Raw genomic sequence first — 21,495 nt, forward strand, 5'->3', positions numbered from 1 at the left:
TGCATCGACTATTATAATTTTAAAGTCTAAAATTCATAAATCTGCTTAGAAACTTTCTGAAAAGGAAAGTTTTTTTGTAAAAGATCTTACAGTTCAACAGAAAAATTGAGATTATCAAAATTTCCCATGGCTCTTTCAGCGCGCTTATTGGCAACTCTCACTTTGTAATTAAACCATTGATCTTTAAAAATTTTTCGCATCAGATTATCAAAATGTCTTATGATGATCAAGTTTTTAAAACCTCTCCATTTTTCAAGCGCACTTGATGGAAGAGCTCTCACTGAAACCGAATAGCCTTCCGTTTCATATTGAATATAGTGCCACCAACCTGAAGGGATATATAAAGTCTCACCGGGATGAATGAACGCTTCATAACCTCTTAAATGTTTTACTGCAGGATATTTTTCATAGTCAGGTTCCTGAAGATTAACTAAACTGTGGAAATTGTATGGCAATTTGTACATTAAATCAGATTGCTCCCACGGAAACAGCCACACTTTTTTCACGCCTTGAAATTGAGATAAAAAAACATGCGACATATCAATGTCAATATGATTTCTTGTAATAGAACCTTGTCCGCCGAAAAACATAAAAGGCAGCCATTTCAAAACCTTTCCTTTGGTAATATCTTTATAATGAATGTCATTTTTGAGCTCAGGTTTTAAGCTTAAAAGATTAAACAAAAATAAACGGTGCTCAGTAATTTTAGTTGTAATTAAATCTAAATATTCTGCAAATGTAGTTTCACCAACAGGTTTACTGGCAACCCGATCAATGGATTCTATTTCGCTGCCATAAACATTGACTTTTGTTTCTCCTGCAATCTCTTTGAAATATTCGTAATTCCATTTTTGAAATGCTGGGCTGTCTGGCTCTATGAAATCCTTTAAAATAATAGGTTTCCCTGCTTTCATATATTGTTTCAAAAAGTCATCAGCGTCTATATTTTTTCAAAAAGTCATCAGCGTCTATATTTTTTGCTCGTATAATCTGAGATAATTTCATATAATCGATTTTCAGAGTTCAAATATAATTATTATCCTATTAAATTAGTAGACTATTTGATAATAATCTCTTATTTAATTCAAAATTTATAATAATAAAGGATAAAAGTAAATACTTTAAAGCCTTTTTATTAAATTAGCGAACCTAAATAATTATTATAATGATCTCTGAAAAGTATCTTGAAAATCTACAAAACGAACTTAAAAATATCGAAAATGACGGTCTTTTTAAAACAGAAAGAATCATCACGTCACAGCAAAGTGCTGAAATTGAAGCCAACGGAAAGAAGTTATTAAATTTCTGTGCCAACAATTATCTTGGACTTTCAAACCATCCGGAAGTGATGAAAGCTTCTCAAGACATGATAGAATCTCATGGTTACGGGATGTCTTCAGTGCGTTTTATCTGTGGAACTCAGGATATTCACAAGCAATTGGAAGAGAAAATTGCTCAGTTTTTGGGTCTTGAAGATACTATTTTATACGCAGCTTGTTTTGATGCAAATGGTGGTGTTTTCGAGCCTTTGTTCACTGATGAAGATGCAATTATTTCAGATGAATTGAATCACGCTTCGATTATTGACGGGGTTCGTCTTTGTAAAGCGGCAAGATATCGTTATAAAAATAATAATATGGCAGATCTTGAAGCGCAGTTAATTGCCGCTTCAGAGAAAAATCACAGATTCAAAATCATCGTTACCGATGGAGTGTTCTCAATGGATGGAATTGTTGCAGACTTAAAAGGAGTTTGCGATTTAGCCGACAAATACAATGCTTTGGTAATGGTTGATGATTCTCATGCAACTGGTTTCATCGGTAAAACCGGTCGTGGAACTCACGAAGCTAACGAAGTGATGGGTAGAGTAGATATTATTACTTCAACGCTTGGGAAAGCTTTGGGTGGTGCTTTAGGCGGATTTACTTCAGGTAAAAAAGAAATCATCGATATGTTGAGACAACGTTCTCGTCCGTATTTATTCTCAAATTCATTGGCTCCAGGAATTGTTGGGGCAGCTTTGAAAGTTTTAGATATGATTTCAGATGACACTTCATTGAGAGATCAGGTGATGGAAAATGCAGAATATTTCAGAAAAGAAATGAAAGCAAAAGGTTTTGATATTCCTGAAGGTGATGCTGCGATTGTTCCTGTGATGTTGTATGATGCAAAACTAGCTCAGAAAATGGCTGAAAAATTGATGGATGAGGGAATTTACGTTATTGGATTTTTCTATCCGGTAGTACCGAAAGAAAAAGCGAGAATCAGAGTGCAGCTTTCTGCGGCTCACACAAGAGCGCATTTAGATAAAGCTATTGTAGCTTTTGAAAAAGTTGGAAAAGAATTAGGTGTAATTTCTTAAGGAATTACCTTAAAATAAACTATTCTACAATTGTAGAATAAAAGCAGAATTTCTATATTTACAGAAATTCTGTTTTTTATGATTAAAAATCTCTTACTTCTAGGTCTGGTATTAACAATATTGGCTTCATGCAAAGCAAAAATAAATCAGTACGTAAAAGTTGAAAACAAATGGAATAAACGCCACGGAAAATGGAAAGAAGAATATTCTTCTGACCAGGGAATTTTAACGGCTGTGGGAAAGTACAAAATGGGTGAGAAAGTAGGAGTGTGGAAAACCACTTTTGAAGGTAAGTCGTACCAAAAAGATAAAATCAGAAGGAATGTGACCAAGACAAAGCTGTATCATCCTAACGGTAAAATCATGGAGAGAGGTCAGTCAAAATTAGATATTTCCGATGCACAAAGGCATTGGTATTACTTTGGTGACTGGAAATATTATGATGAAAACGGTAAATTAAAGTATATTAAAAAATATGCAGATGGAAAGAAAATTGACAGTATTTCTTTTAATCAATAGGAACGGGCTTTAGCCCGTTTTCAATTTAAAAATATTCCATATTGGCTTTAGCCAAAATTTAAAGTTATCTCAGATTTATTATTTCTCATTAAAATTTCATTAGAAGTATGAAAATACTAGATTGACTTTCTATTTAACCTTCATTTCGTCAACAAAATCCTTATCTTTGCAAACAAATTTTTACGATGCTGTATACCATCATCAAGGCGTTGCATATCATTTTTATGGTCAGTTATTTTGCGGGAATTTTTTATCTCGTGAGAATTTTTGTGTACTATAAAGATACTGATGATTTTGAGGAAGATAAAAAGAGAATCCTCAGAGAACAATATATCTTTATGGCTCGCAGATTATGGAACATCATTACCGTTCCGGCAGGTGTTATCATGACTGTTTGTGGTTTAATAATGATTTTTCTCAATTCTGCTTTAATGAAAATGCCTTGGTTTCATTTAAAATTAACTTTTCTGATAGGCTTGGCGTTTTTCCATCATTGGGCTTGGAAAAAATTAAATCAAATTAAAAAGCTGAACGGCGAAACTTTGTCTACCTCAAATGTAAAGCTGCGACAAATTAATGAGATAGCAACGTTTATTCTGTTTTTGGTTGTATTTACAGTAATTTTAAAATCTTCCGTAATAGAATATTGGTGGCAATTAATCACAGGATTTTTCGTTCTGGTATTTTTGATCATGATGACGGTGAAATTGGTCAATAAGAATAAGAAAAGTATAAAGTAAAAAGATAAAAAGTAAAATTAGAATACAAATTTTGTGAAGTGAAAACTTTGAGTTCTTTGCTGAGTGGAACGCCTTTGCAAACTTAACATCAGCATGAAAGTAAAAAGCTTAGCGGACTTTGCGTTAAAATTAATTCAAAATATAATCTTACTACTTTTTGCTTAAAAAAGTAAGTTAAACTTCTAACTAAGAATATGATAGCAATTTTTAAAAAAGAACTTTGGAGTTATTTCGGGAACTGGAGTGCGTGGGTGATCATTGCGGCTTTCAGTTTGATAACAACATTGTTTTTGTTTTTTTTCGAGAACGATTCTAATATTTTCGACATTGGGCTGGCTTCTTTACAAAGCTATTTTGTTTTAGTGCCTTGGCTTTTGATGTTTATCATTCCGGCATTGTCTATGAAAACTTTTGCTGAAGAACAACAAACCGGAACACTGAATTGGCTTTTTTCTCAACCTCTGAAAGTTTCAGAATTGGTTTTCGGGAAATTTCTTTCGGTTTGGGTAGTCGGAATTTTATGTCTGATTCCTTCACTTATATATCTTTACACCGTTTACGTTTTAGGTGTTCCTGAAGGAAATATTGACTTGGGAATGACGTTCGGAAGTTATTTTGGACTGATTATTCTGATTGCAACATTTGCAGGAGTCGGGATTTTAGCTTCTTCGCTCTCTCAAAATCAAATCATGGCGTATTTGCTTGGTGTTTTCATGTGTTTCATTATGTATTTTGGGATTGAGCAGCTGGCGAGTTATAAACTGCTGGGCGGAGCAGATTTCATCCTTCAGAATGTTGGTTTTTATCAACATTTCTTAGGCTTCACAAGAGGTTTGATCGATTTTAAAGATGTCGCTTATTTTGTATTTGTCATCGGTCTTACATTAGCATTGTCTAATCATTTTATCACTAAAAAGAAGTAAAAACATGAAGAAGATATCCTTAAAATCTCCGTTCGGAATTTTACTGTTTGTAATTTTACCTTTAAGCATCATCCTGATGTTTTCAGGAATTCGACTGGATTTAACCAAAGAAAAAAGATATACACTTTCTGAAAGCACTGTTAAAATTTTAGAATCGATTAAAAAGCCTGTAACGGTAGATGTTTATCTTGAAGGAGATTTCCCTGCAAGCTTTAAACAATTGCAGAGCGAGACGAGATTTATGCTCGAAGAGTTTAGAAAAATCAATCCTAAAATAGATTTTAAATTTATAGATCCCATCAAAACCAAAATGTCTCAGGATACTTTGATGGCAATGGGAATGCAGCCTTCTGTGCTTCCGGATAATAAAGATGGAAAGATTACCCAGATTTATCTGTTTCCTTATGCAGTCGTGAAACACGGTCAGAACGGAGCTTCAATTCCGTTGGTTGTGCAGCAGGCAAACATCAATGCAGATGAACAAATAAGAAAATCGATTGAAAATTTAGAATATAATTTAGTTTCGAATATCAAATCGGTTTCTACCAATCAAAGGAAAAAAGTTGGAATTTTGGTGAATCAGGACGAGTTGAGACCTGAAGAATTTCAGGGTTTTATGAATCTGGCTTTGGAAAGTTATGATGCAGGTCCTGTAATTCCAAAAAACAATGTGGAACTTACTTTGGCAGATTTACCATTATTAAAGCAAATGAGCGCTTTGGTCATCGCAAAACCTCGAAAGGCATTTACAGACAACGAGAAACTAATTCTTGATCAATATATCATGAATGGCGGGAAAACGTTATGGATGATTGATGCTGTGAATGCTGAAATGGATACACTGACAAAATCAAAAAAAGTAATGCCATTCCCGGTTGATATCAATATGACCGATTTTTTCTTCAATTATGGTTTGAGAATCAATCCTGCTTTGGTCAAGGATGTGAAGAAATTTGCTTTGTTGAAATTGGTGACCGGTGAAGTAGGAGGGAATCCTCAATATACAAGTCTTCCTTGGCCATATTTTCCTTTGGGAATTGCTGAAAACAACAATCCGATTACCAAAAATATTAATCCTGTAAAGTTTGAATTTCCGACTTCTATCGATACCTTGGGTGGAAAGAAATTTAAAACCAATGTTCTTTTTGAATCAAGCGAGAGAACTTTATTAAAGCAGGTTCCGAACTATGTTGAATTAAACGAAATTGCCAGCGTCGACAGCCTAGGACAAATGGAAAAGCCAAGCACGCCAAAGATTTTTGCCGTTGCATTAGAAGGGAAATTCTCATCTGCATACGCATCACGAATAGAAAGACAGTCGTATCCTGGTTTTAAAGCAAAAAGTCCGGAAAATAAAATGATTGTCATTGCAGATGGTGATGTGGGAAGAAATAAAACCCATAAAGGCGAAGCTTTACCTCTTGGAGTTGACCGTTTGACCGACGAACAGTTTGGTAACGAACAGTTTCTCAGAAATGCCTTAGATTACCTTCTCGACGACAGCAATCTGATGGAACTGAGAAACAGAAACATTGAAGAAAGACTTCTGGACCGGCACAGAATTAGCGAAGAAAAAGCAAACTGGCAGTGGTTTAATTTACTGCTTCCTTTAGCGATCATCGGGCTTTTGGGAGGTTTGTTTTTCTGGTTAAGAAAAAAGAAATTTGGATAAAAATAGAAAAGAGAAACATAGGTTTCTCTTTTTTTATTATTCTTTTCAACTTTTTTACATTCTTTTCGAATGACCTGCTTAATTATCTATAGGCTGTATTCAAATTTAAAAAAGCATTATTAAAATAACTCTTTTAAATCATTAGAATTTTTACTTGCTCAAATCATAAACAGGCTCAACCTTATAACCGGCTTCTCTAAGTTGAGTAACCAAACCGCATTTTCCGGTGAGATGAGCATATCCCACAGCAATGAAGCTCTTTTTCTCAGCAATATTTTTTTCTATAATTGGCAGCCAAACCGCATTTCTCGAGCTGATAATTACGGTTTCTGCGCATTCAGAACCCAACTGATAATCTAATTTTTGTTTTTTGTATGCTTCTGCCATGCTGCAAAGCGTTTGGGTTTCCCGCTTCATTTTGATGTTATCTAGCCAGGTGTAGATTTCTTTTTTCACATCTTTCCATTCTGTGCGGTCGGTTTTATTGATGTAAGATGTCATCAGGTCATTACTTTCTAAACCCAAAACTTCAACAGAATTTTTCTTAGCCATTTTTATGAGATAGCTATCAAATACTTTGGAGGTATCGGTGGGTCTTATTGTACCACATTGCGTTTCATAGTAGATTTGTTCAAGTTTTAGACGCAGTTCGGGAGGTGATAGTTTAGAAACAGGGACAGCCCAGTTTTTTGCGATCTCTTCTAAATCTTTCAGGTATTTTTTACTGAGTTTTTCTTTATAACTAAAATTTTCAAGTCGCGTATTAAGAAAACTTGCTAATTTTTCACCGGTATCAATATTTTCAAAAATAGCGAGTTGTGAAGACTGGAGCGCACGCGTCACGGTTTTCAGAGAATCTACATAAGAATTTCCCATCTGATGGTATGTTCCCAAAAGATAGGAAGTGTGAGGCTTTCCTTCTTTTTTTATCGTCCATAAGATGGTGTTTTGTGCTAGCGCAAAACTTACTGATAAAAGAAGAAAAAGTAATGTTGTTTTTTTCATTTTTGTCTACTGCTATTTCAATTAAACATGAAAAATTTGTTTTAAACTCCTGAGTTTTTATTTCTAAAGAGTTATTTCCAAACATAATTTAATTTGTTATTTAGTTTTTGTTTAAAATACAAAGCAATTCAAATATAGAAAATGCAAACAAAAAATCACAAGCAAAAGAAAAATTATTTCGAACGAATCAGTTTTAAATTTAAAAACCATCAACAACTACTTAAAGCCTGTCCGATGTTTCATTCACCGTATTCTGCTTATAATTTGATTTGAGCAGCTTTCCGAAATTATATTTTACAGCAAAAGATAGAGTAGGTGTGTTTCCAAAAAAAGTTCCTGTAGAAGACATTTGGTTATAGCTCATTTTCTGGATGTAATTCATTTGATTAAAAACATCATTATAACGAAGCGTAAAATCAAAATTTGAAACTGAGGAAGTAAGACCAAGGTTTACAAGACACATGGCGTTCACTTCATACAATCCTGCTGTGCGTTGTGTGATGTAAGAGCCATCAAGCAGAAAAGATAAATGCTTCAACAAAGTAAACGTGTTGTTGGTGGAGAGATAAAGGTAAGGCGTAGATTTTTTAATGACCGCTAAAGAATCTTCGGTTTTATCATAATTTAAAGACAAACTGTTTTGTGAAGTCCATTTTTTCCATTCAATTGGGAAGTCCAGACCTACATTTGCACCAAATTCTTTATCAAAATTAACCATCGTAAACTTTGAAATATTTCTGCTTTCATCATAAACCAAAGTATAACCAATCGGATTTTTACTGGTGTAAAAAGATGCATTCAAAGACCATTTCTTCAGATTACTTGTGAAAGAAATCGTGTTCGTATAAGTTGGAACCAAATCAGGATTTCCTACATATTCTACATACGGACTTCCGTATAATCCGCCGGCAGCAAGATTTCCATAGTTGGGTCTTGAAATGCTTTTTCTGAAGTTTAATGTGTACGTATAATCTTCACTTTGCTTAAAATTTACTTCAGCATTGGGAAACCAGTCCACATAATCTCTTTCGATTTTAGTTTCATTAATAACCGGTTCAAAACCTTTAGTAGAAGTGGTTTCCATTCTTATTCCACCTTTAAGATCCCATTTATTGATATCCAAACCAAAATTGGCATACGATGCTAAATTACTTTCTTTAAATTGATATTTATAATATTCAATTGCCTGATTATTCCGGTAATCGGTGGTGTTGTCTGTATTGGTTTCGGCGCTAGTATAGCTTCCTCCCAATTCTAAAATATGTTTTTCATCAAATTTCTTTTCAAAATCAATTCTCCCGGAATACACGTTCCCAGAATACAGTCGACTACGAAATTGACTGAATTCATACCCTGAATTATTAATATCGTTGTAAAAAATGTAGTCGACATTATTACTTTCTCTAGTGTATTGCAATCCGGTAAAAATATTGGCATCCCAATTCGTTAATTTTTTATTGTAATTAAATATCGAATTGATGGTTGACCGTTTACTGTCCTGCTGATTCAGTGTTTTGATGTAAGAAGAATTTCCTTTTTCAGAATATAACGTGTTGGTATTATTATCACCTTTATCTGGTCTGAAATTACTGTTGACCGTTAAAGTAATATAGTCTCCATCATTCAATTCATGATATAAACTTCCTCCAAAAATCGTTTGTGGACGTTTGGTAATCGAGGTAATCACATAATCAGAATAAATATTTTTGCTGGGTACCGAATATTCAAAACCATTGCTCTCCCAATGATTGATCTGGTTGTATGCGGCATTGAGTTTCCACTCTGTTTTATTTTTTTTCTGCTGATAATTTGCAGTGAAATGATTTCTGAATCGTTTTTGAAAAGTCGCCGTCTCAGAAATGCTGAGCTGAGCACCATCTTTTCTGCTTTTTTTAAGATTGATCTTAATGACAGCTTTCCCTTCAGACTCATATTTTACGGATGGATTTCTGATAATTTCTACAGATTTGATGTCGTCCACGGCAATTCCCGATAAAGTGGCAAAATTTACTCTTTGGTTGTCAACATACAGTAACGGAACACCCTTTCCGACAAATGAAAGCCCTTCGCCATTGGCATCCATCATTACAAAAGGTAATTTTGATAATAATTCTGTAGAGGTTGGTAATTTATTGAGCGGAGAATTGGCGACCTCTAAAGTGATGTTCCCGTTTTCAACTTTGAAATTACTCTTCTTTCCGACGAGATTAACTTCCTCAATCTGTTGAACTTTTGGGTCGTAAATAATTTTTAAATCTAAATTTTTATCTAAATAAAATTGTTTTTCTTTCTGAGCGGTTTCATCCGAAGAGATTTGAAGATAATAATAGTTTGACTGTAATTGATGAAATTCGAATTTTGTATTCTGAGTGAGAGTAGATTTCACCAAATGATTTTCAGAATCAAATAAATAAACCATAATGGGTGAAGGCAGTTTTTCCTGATTATGATTGATAAGTATCCCGTTGATACTTAAATTTTGCTGAGCAAAAGCGTTAATGATACAAAAGAATAATAAGAATAGAAATTTGAATTTCATGTTAGTTTTTAGATAGAACAAATGGATGAGGTTGGATATTACATCTTGTGGTGAATTTATTTGGTTTTAAAGTGAAAGTAATATAATTTCAATCGAATAATAAACTTAATGTGTAAACCTTAATTCAACTGAGGCAAAATCTTCGTTGTCAAGTTTTCAGCTTTTGCCTCCAAATTTTTTAAAAAATGACTTTCTTCCTTTATCATCATAAACAAAAGGATTTGAAAATGTTTCGTCCCATTTGTTTTTGATGGTCGCAAAGTCGCTACCAATAAATTTTTCAAGATCTTTTTTATTTACTAAAATTGAATAATTTGTTCCTTTGTAAGGTAATAAAATAGAAACAGTATCGATATAGTCAAGCTTTTTCATAATTCTTACCGAACCATCAACAAGAGCTTTTTCTATTGCGTCACCACTTTCCCAATAAGCATTCAACTCAGTTTTTGACAGTCCTGATTGTGGATTTAATTCTTTATATTCTTCGTAATCCTTTACGTATGTAATTTTTGCAAATTTGCTATCAAGTTCAACGTTCTTAATGGAACCACCAGCTCTTAGTCTTGAGGCTTCAAGTTCTAGATTCGAGAGTTTTTCATTTTTTGGTTGTTCTATTTCAATATTTTCTGTGTTTTTTGATTTCTTTTGTTTTGATTGTTCTCCACAGCTCAGTAGTATCAAAGAAAAGATTGTTATTGTATAGATATGTTTTTTCATTTTATAAATAATTTATGCTTGTAAATACTTTTATTTAATCTTTGTTTCACACAATGTGCAAATTCAAATATAAAATCAAATATATATAAAAAGCCAATAAAAAATCATTCACAAAAGAAATCGCTTTTCAACAATCATCAATTTTCCAATTTATAACGAGTTAAATCGCATCTCGATAGAGAAAATATCTTAAATCTCATTTTTTTCACTTTCTTATCCTATGTTAATGACTCAAACCATAAATTTTTCCGAGGTTTGCACAGTTAAAAATAATAAAACGGTATTTTTGCTGTTTAGTAAAGCAATACTTAATCAATAACAAAATTAAATTTTAAAAAATGAAAAAAATCAGTGTAATCGCTTTAGCAGGTATGGGTCTTTTATTGGCTTCTTGTGGAGACAAAAAAACAGAAACTGCAACTGCAGGTCAAGAGCAAACTGTTGCTGAAAAGAAAGGTGATGTTTTAGCAGTTGATGTTGCGGCATCTAAAGTAAACTGGAAAGCTTTCCACAAAGGAGGTATGGCACCACGTTGGGGAACTCTTGCGATCACGTCAGGCGAATTATCTGTTGCTGATAACCAATTGGCTTCTGGAGAATTCGTAATTGATATGAAATCAATCAAAGTAGATCCGGCTTCTGTTACTGAGAAAGATAAAAAATCTACAGATCTTGAAGGTCACTTGAAGAATGAAGATTTCTTCAATGTTGAAAAATTTCCGACTGCTGATTTTAAAATCACTAAAGTTGAAGATTTGGCAACACCTGGAGCAGACGCTGTAGCAGGAGCTAACAAAACCGTAAGCGGAAACCTTACTTTGTTGGGTAAAACAATGAATGTTACTTTCCCTGCTAAAGTAGATGTAGTAGATAAATCAGCAAATATTGCGGCTAAATTTACAGTAAACCGTGCAGACTGGGGAATCAAATTCGGAACTTCTGAAGCAGATCCTGCAGAATGGATGATCAGCAAAGACATCGAAATTGATATTGATGTGAAAGCTGCAAAAAAATAGTCAGCATACAAAATACATAAGAAAAACATCTGCCTCGGCGGATGTTTTTTTGTTTTGTAATCATATTTCTATAAATTGATCAGATCTGAAAGAAGGTTTTCAGGATTGTATTCATAATCTTTTGGAAGTTCCATTCCGTATAAAAAATGTCCAAAATATAACGGAGGCAAACCTACGGATTTTCTTCTTTTATCAAGATTTTTTATGTCATCATAAGTTTGATTCATGCTTAATCTACCAATATTACCAAGATCGTAGATTGCAGGCGCTTGTAGATTACCTGTACTAGCAGTAAATTCTTCAAAATCAACGAAGAAATTTTTATTGACATTACCTTTTTCAATTTCTTTCTGTATAAAAGGTTTAAAAAAGTCCCATACATAATGATTTTCTTTATAATAACCACGATGATGCCAAAGTAACACCCATGCCCTCGGTTCCCAACCATTTTTAATGGTAAGTTCTTTTAATGTTATGATATTGATTGAATCTATTTTGTTGGCTAATTCTTGGAAAATATTTTCTTCTTCTCTAATTAGCTGATCTTTAGCGATGAGACTTTGAATTTCCATGTACGCTTTTGGATTCTTGAGTTCTCGGAAATATTGGTTTTCCAATTCGTCGTACTGCGCCAAAACTTCTTTCATTTCTTCAGAATCTTGATAGGGTTTTAAACTTTTAAAACTTTTAATGAAATCTAATGGAGCTTGCTGCTTAGTAATACTTTTAATAAGAAGATCTTTTGCAATCTTTCTTTCATTAATTTTAAATGCAATGGAAGCCGCTTTAAGATAATCATCGCTTTCGATTTTGGAATTAAAATTTATAGCTTTCAAATAACATTCAAGAGCTTTTTTGTCATTTTTTTGTTTAGCATAATATTCCGCTAAGTAGATCTGCTTTTGAGATTTAAATACATTTTGCGAAAAAATGATCTGAAATGTGAAAAAAAGTAATAATGTAAGTATTTTATTCATCTTTGAAGTGTTTTGTCAAAGATAATGCAAATTTAAGTTGGAGAAAAAAAAGTAAAGCTTCTCTTTAAAATTATTGTATATTTTTTTATTCTTCACAATGAAAAGCAGTTTGGCTTTCCTGTAAATGAAACAGAAAGTTTGAAAAAAATGAATTCAAATAAAATTTCTGCAATGATTTCAAAAATCAACATAGTTACTAAACATCTTTTATAAAATCCTCATACTCGTAATAAAACCTTTCAAAACCATCCATTTTCTCCACAAAAAACTCGAAAATCTGCTGCCAGGAATTTTTATTAAAAACCGAAACTCCTTCTTTTTCAACCCAGATTCTGCTGATGACTTTTCCGTTTTCCAAAGTATAGAATTCTTCTTTGTGAAAATCGGCAATGAAATCTTTAAGAATATCTTCAAGTGACCAAATCTTATTATAATAGGCATCTCGGTAGACTTCATCTTTCATTTCGATATCTAAAGAAACTTCTGCTTTTTTGTTGTCAGCATTAAATTTAAATGAGAAATCTTTCACTTTTGTATCATACAAAATCCATTTTCTGGGAAACGACTTTCCAAATGCCGTCCAAAATTCTTTTTTTAATTGCTGTGCTTCTTGTTTACTAAACATAAGACAAAGATAAATTTTTTTAGCTGGAAGCTGGATGTTAGAAGCTGGAAGTTACATCGAATCTATAAATTAAAAGTTCTCGTTTTTCTAAAATATTTACTTCCATCACACTGCTTCGAACTTCCAGCTTTATATTCTAACTTTTTTCTTACTTTTGTGTTACAATGTTGTCAAAAAAATCTCAATATGCTTTTAAGGCACTTTCATATCTTGTAGAAAAAAGAAATGAAGGTCCGGTTCTGATTTCCGAAATTGCGGAATACAAAAAAATTCCTTTAAAATTCCTTGAAAATATTTTATTAGAGCTGAAAAAATCTGAGATTCTCGACAGTAAAAAAGGCAAAGGCGGTGGCTATTTCCTCAAAGAAAGTCCAGAAAAAGTAAATTTAGCAAAGATCATCCGTCTTGTGAATGGTCCCATTGCGATGCTTCCCTGTGTGAGTCTCAATTTTTACGAAAAATGTGAGAACTGCAACGAAGATCACTGCAGTCTGCACGATGTTTTGATAGAAGTGCGTGATGCTTCGTTAAAAATTTTGGAAGAAAAAACACTTTTAGATTTAATTGATTAAATCCGTTTAAATTTAATTTTACAAGTCTACTTATTTGGTAGGATAATATTTTTGTTAGATATTTGCGGGTATCAAACAGAAAATTATGTTTTCAAAAGAGGATATCGAGACTTTACAACAACTTACTTTGGAAGATGGATTACAATTCATTTCATCAAAGATTTCAGAAGGAATTGTTTTCTCCACGTCGCTTGGTCAGGAAGATCAGGTAATTACAGACGCTATTTTCAAAAATAATTTACCGATAAAAATTTTTACTTTAGATACCGGAAGGCTCTTCTATGAGCATTACGATTTGCTTTCAAAAAACAATTCACGCTATCAAAAAAAAACTGAAGTATACTTTCCGGAAGCTTCTGATGTAGAAAATTATGTGAATTCAAAAGGGATCAATGCATTTTATCACTCAGTAGAAAACAGAAAAGAATGCTGTTTTATACGAAAAGTAAAACCTTTGAATCGCGCTTTGGAAAATGCCAAAGTCTGGATTACCGGACTTCGTGCAGAACAATCTGAAAACCGTGAAAATATGTCGGTTCTGGAGTGGGATGAGGAAAGAAATCTGTACAAATACAATCCATTAATCAACTGGGCGTATCAGGATGTTTTAAATTATTTAGAACAAAATAAAGTTCAGGAATTGTCTCTTCATAAAAAAGGCTTTATCAGTGTAGGCTGTCAACCTTGTACAAGAGCTATCGAAGAAGGCGAAAACCCGCGAGCCGGACGCTGGTGGTGGGAAAGTTCACAAAAAGAATGCGGTCTGCATACATAGTAACAAAAATCTCAAATTAAGAATGAGTGCATATACATTAGATTATCTCGAACAGCTGGAAGCAGAAAGCATTTACATCATGCGTGAAATTGCAGCTCAGTTTGAAAAACCGGCGTTACTTTTCAGTGGCGGAAAAGATTCTATTACTTTAGTTCATCTGGCAAAAAAGGCTTTTGCTCCTATGAAAATTCCTTTTCCGTTGGTTCATATTGATACCGGACACAATTTTCCGGAAGCTCTGCAGTTCAGAGATTATTTAGCAGAAAATATGGGTGCAGAATTGATTGTAAGAAAAGTGGAAGATACCATTAAAGCTAAAAATTTAACAGAACCAAAAGGAAAGTTTGCTTCAAGAAACTGGTTACAAACCCACACTTTATTAGATACCATAGAAGAGTTTCAGTTTGATGCATGTATTGGCGGAGCAAGAAGAGATGAGGAAAAGGCGAGAGCGAAAGAACGCTTTTTCTCTGTTCGTGACGAATTCGGACAATGGGATCCTAAACTTCAGCGTCCCGAATTGTGGAATATCTATAACGGAAGAATCAATAAAGGTGAAAATGTAAGAGTTTTCCCTATATCCAACTGGACGGAGCTTGATGTCTGGAATTATATTAAAAAAGAAAATATTCAGCTTCCGCCGATTTATTTTGCTCATCAACGGGATGTCATTGAGTTTGATGGGCAGTTAATAGCTGTTTCAGATTTTATCCAGATTGATGAAAATGATACCATTGTTAATAAAAAAGTGCGTTACAGAACGGTTGGTGATATGACCTGTACCGCTGCTGTAGAAAGTTCTGCCGAAACTTTGGATGATGTGGTGAGAGAAATCACTGCTTCTAAAATTTCTGAACGTGGTGAAACCCGAATCGATGATAAGGTAACGGAAGCCGCCATGGAAGACCGAAAGAAAGGAGGATATTTTTAAGCAATAAGCTAAAAGCAGTAAGCAACAAGCTTTTAAAAATTGATCATTTATCACTCATAACTTATAACTCAATTACACGTGGACATATTAAGATTTATCACTGCGGGAAGTGTAGACGACGGAAAAAGCACGCTGATCGGAAGACTTCTCTATGACAGTAAAAATATACTGATTGATCAGCTTGAAGCTTTAGAAAAACAATCAAAAAACAAGAATGAGAACGGAATTGATCTGGCTATTCTCACCGACGGCCTGAGGGCAGAAAGAGAACAGGGAATTACCATTGATGTAGCCTACCGTTATTTTTCGACACCGAAAAGGAAATTCATTATTGCAGATGCACCAGGACATATTCAGTATACCAGAAATATGATTACCGGCGCATCAAATTCACAATTGATCATAATTTTGATTGATGCAAGGCAAGGTGTAATCGAGCAGACAAGAAGACATTCAATCATTGCTTCATTATTAAAAATGAAAAATGTTGTAGTTGCCATCAATAAAATGGATTTGGTTGATTATTCTGAAGATATTTATAATGATATCAAAGCACAATATGATTCGGTAGCTAAAAAATTAGGTTTAGAGAATGTTAAATATTTCCCTATTTCAGCTTTCTATGGAGATAATATTGTCGAAAAATCGGAAAGAATGCAATGGTATCAAGGTATTGCACTTTTAGATTTTCTTGAAAATGTGGAAATTAATGAAAATAAAGATTCAGAGAATCCGAGATTTCAGGTACAGTATGTCATTCGTCCGCAGACTGACGATCTGCATGACTACCGAGGATATGCAGGAGAGGTAATTTCGGGAGTTTACACAAAAGGGGATGAAATAACGGTTCTTCCACAAAATATTCAGAGCAGAATATCAAAAATTGAAACTGGCGGAAAAGAGGTGGATTTTGTATTTACCAATCAACCTGCAGTTTTGCATATTGAGGATGATATTGACATCAGCCGTGGTGATTTTATAGTGAAAACTGATCGCCAGCCCAAAGTTGAAAATGAATTGGAAGCGGTCGTTTGCTGGCTCGATAAAAAAGAATTGAATGAAGGAAATAAATATTTTATTCAGCATAAAAGCAAAACATTGAAAGCGATTATTAAAGAAATTGAATATAAAATTGATGTCAACACTTTAGAAAAAACAGAAATAACTAGTAGTATTAAACTGAATGAGGTAGTTAAATTGCGCTTGAAAACTTCTTCACCTCTAGTTTTTGACAGTTTTGAAGACAGCAAATCAACAGGAAATGCAATTTTGATTGACGAAACAAGTAATTCTACCGTTGGAGCGGTCATGATTTTGTAGAATGGTGATTTCACGAAAAATTAAGATCAGGCTGAATGTACTTTTTGCTACTGCTGCAATTCTCCTAATTGTATCAGGAATTCTTTATAATTTGGGTTATCTGGAAGAACTTCAGATGATTTTAGCCAAAGATAATTACATTTTTTACTGGATGCTTTTAGTAGGGGTTTTAGCAGAAATCGTCGCAGGATCAATGGGAATGGGGTATGGTGTAATCTGTACGACCACACTTCTTTTTCTGAATATTCCGCCACATATTGTGAGTGCAAGCATCCATTCCGCAGAAAGTTTTACGACCGCAGCCGGAAGCATCAGTCATATTAGACTTAAAAATGTGAGTAAAAGTCTGGTAAAAAGATTGGCAATTCCTGCAGTGATCGGTGCGATTATCGGTGCATTATGTCTCACTTATGTCGGAGAATATTATTCTAAAATTACAAAAACGGTTATCGCTTTTTATACTTTGTATCTTGGTTTTCAGATTTTATCGAATGCTTTTAGACCAAAACAGAATAAAGCTTTGAAAAGAAAGACCAACCTTACAAGGCTCGGCGTTATTGGAGGGTTTATAGATTCTTTTGCCGGTGGTGGCTGGGGACCATTAGTAACCGGAACTTTAATTAAAAATTCTTTTACTCCGAGATTTGCTGTGGGAAGTTCAACGGTTGCGAAATTTATTTTAACGATCACTGCAGCAATCACTTTTTTCTTTACATTAGGAATTCAGCACTGGAATATTATTCTCGGTCTCTTGTTTGGAGGAATCATCACGGCGCCCTTTTCGGCAATGCTAACCGCAAGACTTCCCGTGAACAAAATGTTTATCATCATCGGAAGTCTGGTGATTATCATGAGTTCAGTTACCATTTACAAATCTATCTTTTAAACATTAAATTTTGTGATAAATTTAGGACAGGAATGATGAAATCAATTTTAAAATTATTTTACATTTACAGCCTAAAATTAACACATGAATTTACATATAGTTGCACTTTTCAAGTTCAATGAAAATTATCTGATGGAAGCCGTTGAGCTTTTTCAGAAGCTGGTGAGAGAAACAAGAAAGGAAGAAGGATGTCTGCAGTACGAATTGATTGAAGATAATGAGCAAAAAGGAACTTTTTTCCTGATTGAGTTATGGGAAAGCGCAGAACATCACAACCGCCACAACGGAACCGATCATCTTTTTGAATTCAGAAAAAATACTTCAAAAATTTTAACCGAAACCGCACAGGTTTATAAAGGTTTTAAGATTTATTAATTTTGGCTAATGGCTAATGGCTAATGGCTAATGGCTAATGGCTAATGGCTAATGGCTAATGGTATAAAAATGCAAAGGCAGTTTCATCATTCTTGAAACTGCCTTTTTATAGAAAAAATAGAAAGTATTAGATTATCATTTTAGATTAGTTAAAATAGAGAATATTCTTTTTTTGGTTATCTAAAATTACTCTACAAAAATAAATAATTATTTTTAATTATTCTAAATAAAATTGATGTTTTTAATCTTTTTAGAGTACTGTAAACTTTGTCGATAGCCTATTAAAATAAAAAGGCTGACTACAATTTGTAATCAGCCCTTATGTTTTTGATGAGATCTTATTATTTTTTAATAAATTTAGATTTTACAGCTTTATCATCAGTAGTTTCGATAAAGATATAATAAACTCCGGATTGAAGTGTACTGATATCAAAGTTGGAGCTGCTTACTTTACCAGCAGCAACCTGTTGCCCTGCAGCAGAGTAAATTTCTACAGTTTTAGGCTGTACTTTACCTACAAACTGAAGTGCTGTATTTTGTGTATTTACAGCAAACTTTATAGCATTATTTTTAGTGAAAGCATCATCTGAAACAGAAAGATTACCAGCTGTGTTATAAACTATATTATCAATTGCTAAAGCAGCATGGGAAGGTCCCGGTGGAGGAAAAGGAGAACCCATCAGCTGAGGATTACGGAATCTAAATACAATATACTGTTTTGAAGATGCAGGTATTGTAAAAGGAGTGATTACAGGAGTATTAGTATCCGAAAAAACATAAGTTTGTAAAAGCTGATAAGATGCTGGAACACCTGAATTGGCAGTAAGAGTAGCTGGATCATCTATTAAACCAACTTCGAGAGTGGATCCTGCTGTTGGAGTAGCTGTAAATGCAAGTTGTTTAGTTCCATCTGGAGCTACAATTTGTGGAGAAATAAGAAATACATCTGTAGCTGCAGACCCACCAGCATAAAACTGAAGATATTTATTACCAGTTGCTTGATCGATGTAAACCGTACGATCTACAACTTTTTTATTTGTCCATCCATTCACCATATTATTATAGTTTGCTGGAGTTGATACAACTGCACTTTCGAAATTTTCATTTAGTGTAGCCAATTGAGCATTTGCTGTAAAAGCTGATAAAACCAACCCTGCAAAAAGTAATCTTATTTTCATTTTTTTATTATTTAAATTATGGTGCAAAAATAAACAATTGTTTTTAATTGTTCTAAATAAAACTTATATTTTTTATGAATTTTATCAATATTGAATAATTAATTTAGAATCTATTAAAATAAATGTCAGTATTTTGGTTATCATTTTCGATTTTTAGTTATCATATTGTGGTTGTAAAATATCATATCGATAAAATAAATATTTATTTTTAATTATTCTAAATAAACTATTATATTTGTCAAAATTTGAGTTTATGAAGAAGAAAGTGCTTTCTATTGTGTTATTATCCTCTATATTTTTAGTGAATGCACAGGAAAAAGATTCTCTCAATCAGAAAAAAATTGAGGAGGTTGTATTGACAGGACAATACACTCAGCAATCCATCAATAAATCAATCTACAAGGTTGAAGTTATTAATGCAGAGCAGATTAAAAACATGGCAGCAACAACTGTTGCCGAAGTTCTCAATCAATCTCTGAATATACAAATCACTCCAGATACAAATTCCGGAAATTCTACAGCCAATATTTTAGGCCTGGGGGGGGCATATGTTAAAATACTGATAGACAACATTCCTGTTGTTGGTGATACAGGTCTTGGAAGCAATATTGATCTTACAAAACTAAGTCTTAGCAATATCGAAAGAATCGAAATCGTAAAAGGTAGCATGGGTGTAGAATATGGTAATGGAGCATTAGCCGGCGTTATCAATATCATTACCAAAAAAAGCAGTGCGAAGAAATTAAGCATAAGAGCTGCTTTACAGGAAGAGACGGTAAGAGACGGCTATGACATTAAGAAGAAAGGTAAAGGAAGACATATTCAGAATATTAATGTAGGCTACAATTTTAATGATAATTGGTTTACAAACATCAGTTTTAATCATAATCAATTTATGGGTTATGAAGGTGAAAGTAAGGGCTATAAGTACTTTGAAAGAGATAATAAAAGAGGTTATGAATGGAATCCCAAAGATCAGTACGAGATCAACGGATTGATCAGATATTCAAAAAATAAAACTTCACTATTTTATAAAGCTTCGTATCTAAATGAAGAATTTAATTACTACAATCCAAAGGTAGACAGAGTGCCTTTAAATGATGGTATAGGAGGTGTGGTTTACAAAAGTTTGGATAGAAACTACAACACCGAACGTTGGCTGCATCAGTTCAATATTCAAACCAATTTAGGACAAATTCGTTACGCAGGAGATTTTTCTTATCAGACACAAAATAGAAAATTCTACGATTACAACTATGATATTCCCAACAGAATAAAAGACAATAACTACAATGAGCAGTCTTATTATGATACTGATGTGATCTATTCCAGAGGGATGTTCAGTAATTTCTTGGATAGTAAAACTTTTGATTTCCAACTTGGCTATGAGTTAGATCATACCAATGGTTATGCTGCTCTCATTGCAGGAGAATTTAATGGGAAAGACATTAAAAGGAAAATTTTCACCTACGGTACATTCCTGTCTGCAGAATGGAATGTTTCTGATCGATTTTCTTTGCGTCCAGGAGCCAGACTTTCTGTAAGTGATACCTTCGATAATCAATTCAACTATTCGCTTTCTGCAAGATATAAAACTTCTGAAAATTCAAATTTAAGAGGTGTATTCGGTACTGCAAACCGTTATCCCACCTATGACGAATTGTACACTTATTTTGTAAACGTCAATCACGACATTCAGGGAAATCCTGATTTGAAACCGGAAAAAGGTTATTCTGCGGGCTTGTTTTGGGATCAGGGTTTTGATATTGGAAACGATTGGAAATTAAATTATAATCTGGAAGCACTTTATGTAGATCTTAATGATAAGATCGAGAATGTAATGATTGTAAGACCATCTACTTACAAATACATGAATCTAGACAAGTACAGAAGTTTGTTATTCGGAGCTAATGCCAATATTGTAAAAAATCAGTTTTCATTAGGTGTAAGAACCTCAGTGAATGGAATTTCTGTTTCTAAACAGGAGATGGAAGTAAGTACTCCAAAAGATTTCCAGTACAACTTTCAGGCAGGTGCAAATGCGGGCTACAAGCTTACTGCTTCGAAAACAGCTTTTAATCTTTACTATAAATATACAGGACCGGCAAGAATCTATGTCATCGAGTCTGAAGCTTTTCGTCTTGCAAAAACTGATGGATTTCATATGATGGATTTTATTGTGAGCCAGCCCTTTTGGAAAGATCGTCTGGAACTTGCAGTTGGGGTGAAAAATATATTTGATGTTACCACAATCAACAGCACCAATAGTACTGCTACAGGACACAATGCGGCAACTGACCGTCTGAATTTGTACTATGGCAGAAGCTATTTCGCAAGATTAATGTATCAATTTTAAAAATATA

At 33.6% G+C, this 21,495-nt stretch carries 20 protein-coding genes; 13 read left to right on the plus strand and 7 right to left on the minus strand.

All coding sequences use genetic code 11. The features are described 5' to 3' along the window. Positions 1 to 86: 86 nt before the first annotated feature. Positions 87 to 914 (minus strand): cupin-like domain-containing protein, encoded by an 828-nt coding sequence (locus LNP04_RS19020; RefSeq protein ID WP_229984462.1) that lies wholly within the window; start codon positions 912 to 914, stop codon positions 87 to 89. 251 nt (positions 915 to 1,165) lie between these two features. On the opposite strand from LNP04_RS19020, the gene kbl reads away from it, so the two are divergent. From kbl to gldG, 5 genes are all read left to right on the plus strand, one after another. Next, positions 1,166 to 2,362 (plus strand): glycine C-acetyltransferase, encoded by a 1,197-nt coding sequence (gene kbl, locus LNP04_RS19025; RefSeq protein ID WP_229984463.1) that lies wholly within the window; start codon positions 1,166 to 1,168, stop codon positions 2,360 to 2,362. Positions 2,363 to 2,440: 78 nt separating this feature from the next. Further along, positions 2,441 to 2,881 carry a hypothetical protein gene (locus LNP04_RS19030; RefSeq protein ID WP_229984464.1) on the plus strand — a complete coding sequence of 147 codons (441 nt, stop codon included), beginning with the start codon at positions 2,441 to 2,443 and terminating at the stop codon, positions 2,879 to 2,881. Positions 2,882 to 3,066: 185 nt separating this feature from the next. Further along, positions 3,067 to 3,621: a CopD family protein gene (locus LNP04_RS19035; RefSeq protein WP_229984465.1), complete on the plus strand. Its 555-nt coding sequence runs from the start codon at positions 3,067 to 3,069 to the stop codon at positions 3,619 to 3,621. Between the two features lie 194 nt (positions 3,622 to 3,815). Then, positions 3,816 to 4,544 carry an ABC transporter permease subunit gene (locus LNP04_RS19040; RefSeq protein WP_229984466.1) on the plus strand — a complete coding sequence of 243 codons (729 nt, stop codon included), beginning with the start codon at positions 3,816 to 3,818 and terminating at the stop codon, positions 4,542 to 4,544. Positions 4,545 to 4,548: 4 nt separating this feature from the next. Next, positions 4,549 to 6,216, plus strand: coding sequence for a gliding motility-associated ABC transporter substrate-binding protein GldG (gldG, locus tag LNP04_RS19045; RefSeq protein WP_229984467.1), 1,668 nt, complete (start codon positions 4,549 to 4,551; stop codon positions 6,214 to 6,216). Between the two features lie 150 nt (positions 6,217 to 6,366). Here gldG and LNP04_RS19050 read toward each other — a convergent pair whose 3' ends face one another. The 3 genes from LNP04_RS19050 to LNP04_RS19060 all read right to left on the minus strand — a co-directional run bounded on the left by LNP04_RS19050 (position 6,367) and on the right by LNP04_RS19060 (position 10,477). Next, positions 6,367 to 7,221 (minus strand): TraB/GumN family protein, encoded by an 855-nt coding sequence (locus tag LNP04_RS19050; RefSeq protein WP_229984468.1) that lies wholly within the window; start codon positions 7,219 to 7,221, stop codon positions 6,367 to 6,369. A gap of 220 nt (positions 7,222 to 7,441) precedes the next feature. After that, positions 7,442 to 9,760 (minus strand): outer membrane beta-barrel family protein, encoded by a 2,319-nt coding sequence (locus LNP04_RS19055; RefSeq protein ID WP_229984469.1) that lies wholly within the window; start codon positions 9,758 to 9,760, stop codon positions 7,442 to 7,444. Positions 9,761 to 9,916: 156 nt separating this feature from the next. After that, a complete protein-coding gene (locus LNP04_RS19060; protein WP_229984470.1) occupies positions 9,917 to 10,477 on the minus strand; it encodes a hypothetical protein in 561 nt (186 codons plus the stop codon). A gap of 338 nt (positions 10,478 to 10,815) precedes the next feature. Between LNP04_RS19060 and LNP04_RS19065 the strand changes: the two genes are divergently transcribed. Beyond that, entirely contained in the window at positions 10,816 to 11,493 is a 678-nt protein-coding gene (locus tag LNP04_RS19065; protein WP_229984471.1) for a YceI family protein, read from the plus strand. 68 nt (positions 11,494 to 11,561) lie between these two features. On the opposite strand, the gene LNP04_RS19070 is transcribed toward LNP04_RS19065, so the two are convergent. Together LNP04_RS19070 and LNP04_RS19075 are read right to left on the minus strand one after the other, a co-directional pair. Then, entirely contained in the window at positions 11,562 to 12,470 is a 909-nt protein-coding gene (locus LNP04_RS19070; protein WP_229984472.1) for a hypothetical protein, read from the minus strand. 196 nt (positions 12,471 to 12,666) lie between these two features. After that, positions 12,667 to 13,095 carry a DUF4268 domain-containing protein gene (locus LNP04_RS19075; protein WP_229984473.1) on the minus strand — a complete coding sequence of 143 codons (429 nt, stop codon included), beginning with the start codon at positions 13,093 to 13,095 and terminating at the stop codon, positions 12,667 to 12,669. Between the two features lie 164 nt (positions 13,096 to 13,259). Between LNP04_RS19075 and LNP04_RS19080 the strand changes: the two genes are divergently transcribed. From LNP04_RS19080 to LNP04_RS19105, 6 genes are all read left to right on the plus strand, one after another. After that, positions 13,260 to 13,667, plus strand: a complete 408-nt coding sequence (locus tag LNP04_RS19080; RefSeq protein WP_129534170.1) for an Rrf2 family transcriptional regulator — start codon at positions 13,260 to 13,262, stop codon at positions 13,665 to 13,667. An 85-nt stretch (positions 13,668 to 13,752) separates the two neighbouring features. Continuing rightward, a complete protein-coding gene (locus LNP04_RS19085; protein WP_229984474.1) occupies positions 13,753 to 14,442 on the plus strand; it encodes a phosphoadenylyl-sulfate reductase in 690 nt (229 codons plus the stop codon). A 22-nt stretch (positions 14,443 to 14,464) separates the two neighbouring features. Then, positions 14,465 to 15,373: a sulfate adenylyltransferase subunit CysD gene (gene cysD / locus LNP04_RS19090; protein WP_229984475.1), complete on the plus strand. Its 909-nt coding sequence runs from the start codon at positions 14,465 to 14,467 to the stop codon at positions 15,371 to 15,373. A gap of 78 nt (positions 15,374 to 15,451) precedes the next feature. Further along, positions 15,452 to 16,693, plus strand: coding sequence for a sulfate adenylyltransferase subunit 1 (locus LNP04_RS19095; protein WP_229984476.1), 1,242 nt, complete (start codon positions 15,452 to 15,454; stop codon positions 16,691 to 16,693). Position 16,694: 1 nt separating this feature from the next. Further along, positions 16,695 to 17,579 (plus strand): sulfite exporter TauE/SafE family protein, encoded by an 885-nt coding sequence (locus LNP04_RS19100; RefSeq protein WP_229984477.1) that lies wholly within the window; start codon positions 16,695 to 16,697, stop codon positions 17,577 to 17,579. An 84-nt stretch (positions 17,580 to 17,663) separates the two neighbouring features. Next, a complete protein-coding gene (locus LNP04_RS19105) occupies positions 17,664 to 17,954 on the plus strand; it encodes a putative quinol monooxygenase (protein ID WP_229984478.1) in 291 nt (96 codons plus the stop codon). A 341-nt stretch (positions 17,955 to 18,295) separates the two neighbouring features. Here the strand turns inward: LNP04_RS19105 and LNP04_RS19110 are convergent, their stop codons facing one another. Next, a complete protein-coding gene (locus tag LNP04_RS19110) occupies positions 18,296 to 19,132 on the minus strand; it encodes a T9SS type A sorting domain-containing protein (RefSeq protein ID WP_229984479.1) in 837 nt (278 codons plus the stop codon). A 253-nt stretch (positions 19,133 to 19,385) separates the two neighbouring features. Between LNP04_RS19110 and LNP04_RS19115 the strand changes: the two genes are divergently transcribed. Beyond that, a complete protein-coding gene (locus LNP04_RS19115; RefSeq protein ID WP_229984480.1) occupies positions 19,386 to 21,488 on the plus strand; it encodes a TonB-dependent siderophore receptor in 2,103 nt (700 codons plus the stop codon). Positions 21,489 to 21,495 lie beyond the last annotated feature (7 nt).

Origin of the sequence: Chryseobacterium sp. C-71, from assembly GCF_020911865.1 — a bacterium.
GTDB lineage: Bacteria > Bacteroidota > Bacteroidia > Flavobacteriales > Weeksellaceae > Chryseobacterium.

What these genes read in the sequence shown, in the direction of transcription:
- LNP04_RS19110 (WP_229984479.1), bottom strand. Translation starts at nt 19,132, where the DNA reads ATGAAAATAAGATTACTTTTTGCAGGGTTGGTTTTATCAGCTTTTACA.
- LNP04_RS19030 (WP_229984464.1), top strand. Translation starts at nt 2,441, where the DNA reads ATGATTAAAAATCTCTTACTTCTAGGTCTGGTATTAACAATATTGGCT.
- LNP04_RS19050 (WP_229984468.1), bottom strand. Translation starts at nt 7,221, where the DNA reads ATGAAAAAAACAACATTACTTTTTCTTCTTTTATCAGTAAGTTTTGCG.
- LNP04_RS19080 (WP_129534170.1), top strand. Translation starts at nt 13,260, where the DNA reads ATGTTGTCAAAAAAATCTCAATATGCTTTTAAGGCACTTTCATATCTT.
- gldG (WP_229984467.1), top strand. Translation starts at nt 4,549, where the DNA reads ATGAAGAAGATATCCTTAAAATCTCCGTTCGGAATTTTACTGTTTGTA.
- LNP04_RS19035 (WP_229984465.1), top strand. Translation starts at nt 3,067, where the DNA reads ATGCTGTATACCATCATCAAGGCGTTGCATATCATTTTTATGGTCAGT.
- LNP04_RS19060 (WP_229984470.1), bottom strand. Translation starts at nt 10,477, where the DNA reads ATGAAAAAACATATCTATACAATAACAATCTTTTCTTTGATACTACTG.
- LNP04_RS19020 (WP_229984462.1), bottom strand. Translation starts at nt 914, where the DNA reads ATGAAAGCAGGGAAACCTATTATTTTAAAGGATTTCATAGAGCCAGAC.
- LNP04_RS19075 (WP_229984473.1), bottom strand. Translation starts at nt 13,095, where the DNA reads ATGTTTAGTAAACAAGAAGCACAGCAATTAAAAAAAGAATTTTGGACG.
- LNP04_RS19055 (WP_229984469.1), bottom strand. Translation starts at nt 9,760, where the DNA reads ATGAAATTCAAATTTCTATTCTTATTATTCTTTTGTATCATTAACGCT.
- LNP04_RS19085 (WP_229984474.1), top strand. Translation starts at nt 13,753, where the DNA reads ATGTTTTCAAAAGAGGATATCGAGACTTTACAACAACTTACTTTGGAA.
- LNP04_RS19070 (WP_229984472.1), bottom strand. Translation starts at nt 12,470, where the DNA reads ATGAATAAAATACTTACATTATTACTTTTTTTCACATTTCAGATCATT.
- LNP04_RS19100 (WP_229984477.1), top strand. Translation starts at nt 16,695, where the DNA reads ATGGTGATTTCACGAAAAATTAAGATCAGGCTGAATGTACTTTTTGCT.
- LNP04_RS19105 (WP_229984478.1), top strand. Translation starts at nt 17,664, where the DNA reads ATGAATTTACATATAGTTGCACTTTTCAAGTTCAATGAAAATTATCTG.
- kbl (WP_229984463.1), top strand. Translation starts at nt 1,166, where the DNA reads ATGATCTCTGAAAAGTATCTTGAAAATCTACAAAACGAACTTAAAAAT.
- LNP04_RS19040 (WP_229984466.1), top strand. Translation starts at nt 3,816, where the DNA reads ATGATAGCAATTTTTAAAAAAGAACTTTGGAGTTATTTCGGGAACTGG.
- cysD (WP_229984475.1), top strand. Translation starts at nt 14,465, where the DNA reads ATGAGTGCATATACATTAGATTATCTCGAACAGCTGGAAGCAGAAAGC.
- LNP04_RS19065 (WP_229984471.1), top strand. Translation starts at nt 10,816, where the DNA reads ATGAAAAAAATCAGTGTAATCGCTTTAGCAGGTATGGGTCTTTTATTG.
- LNP04_RS19115 (WP_229984480.1), top strand. Translation starts at nt 19,386, where the DNA reads ATGAAGAAGAAAGTGCTTTCTATTGTGTTATTATCCTCTATATTTTTA.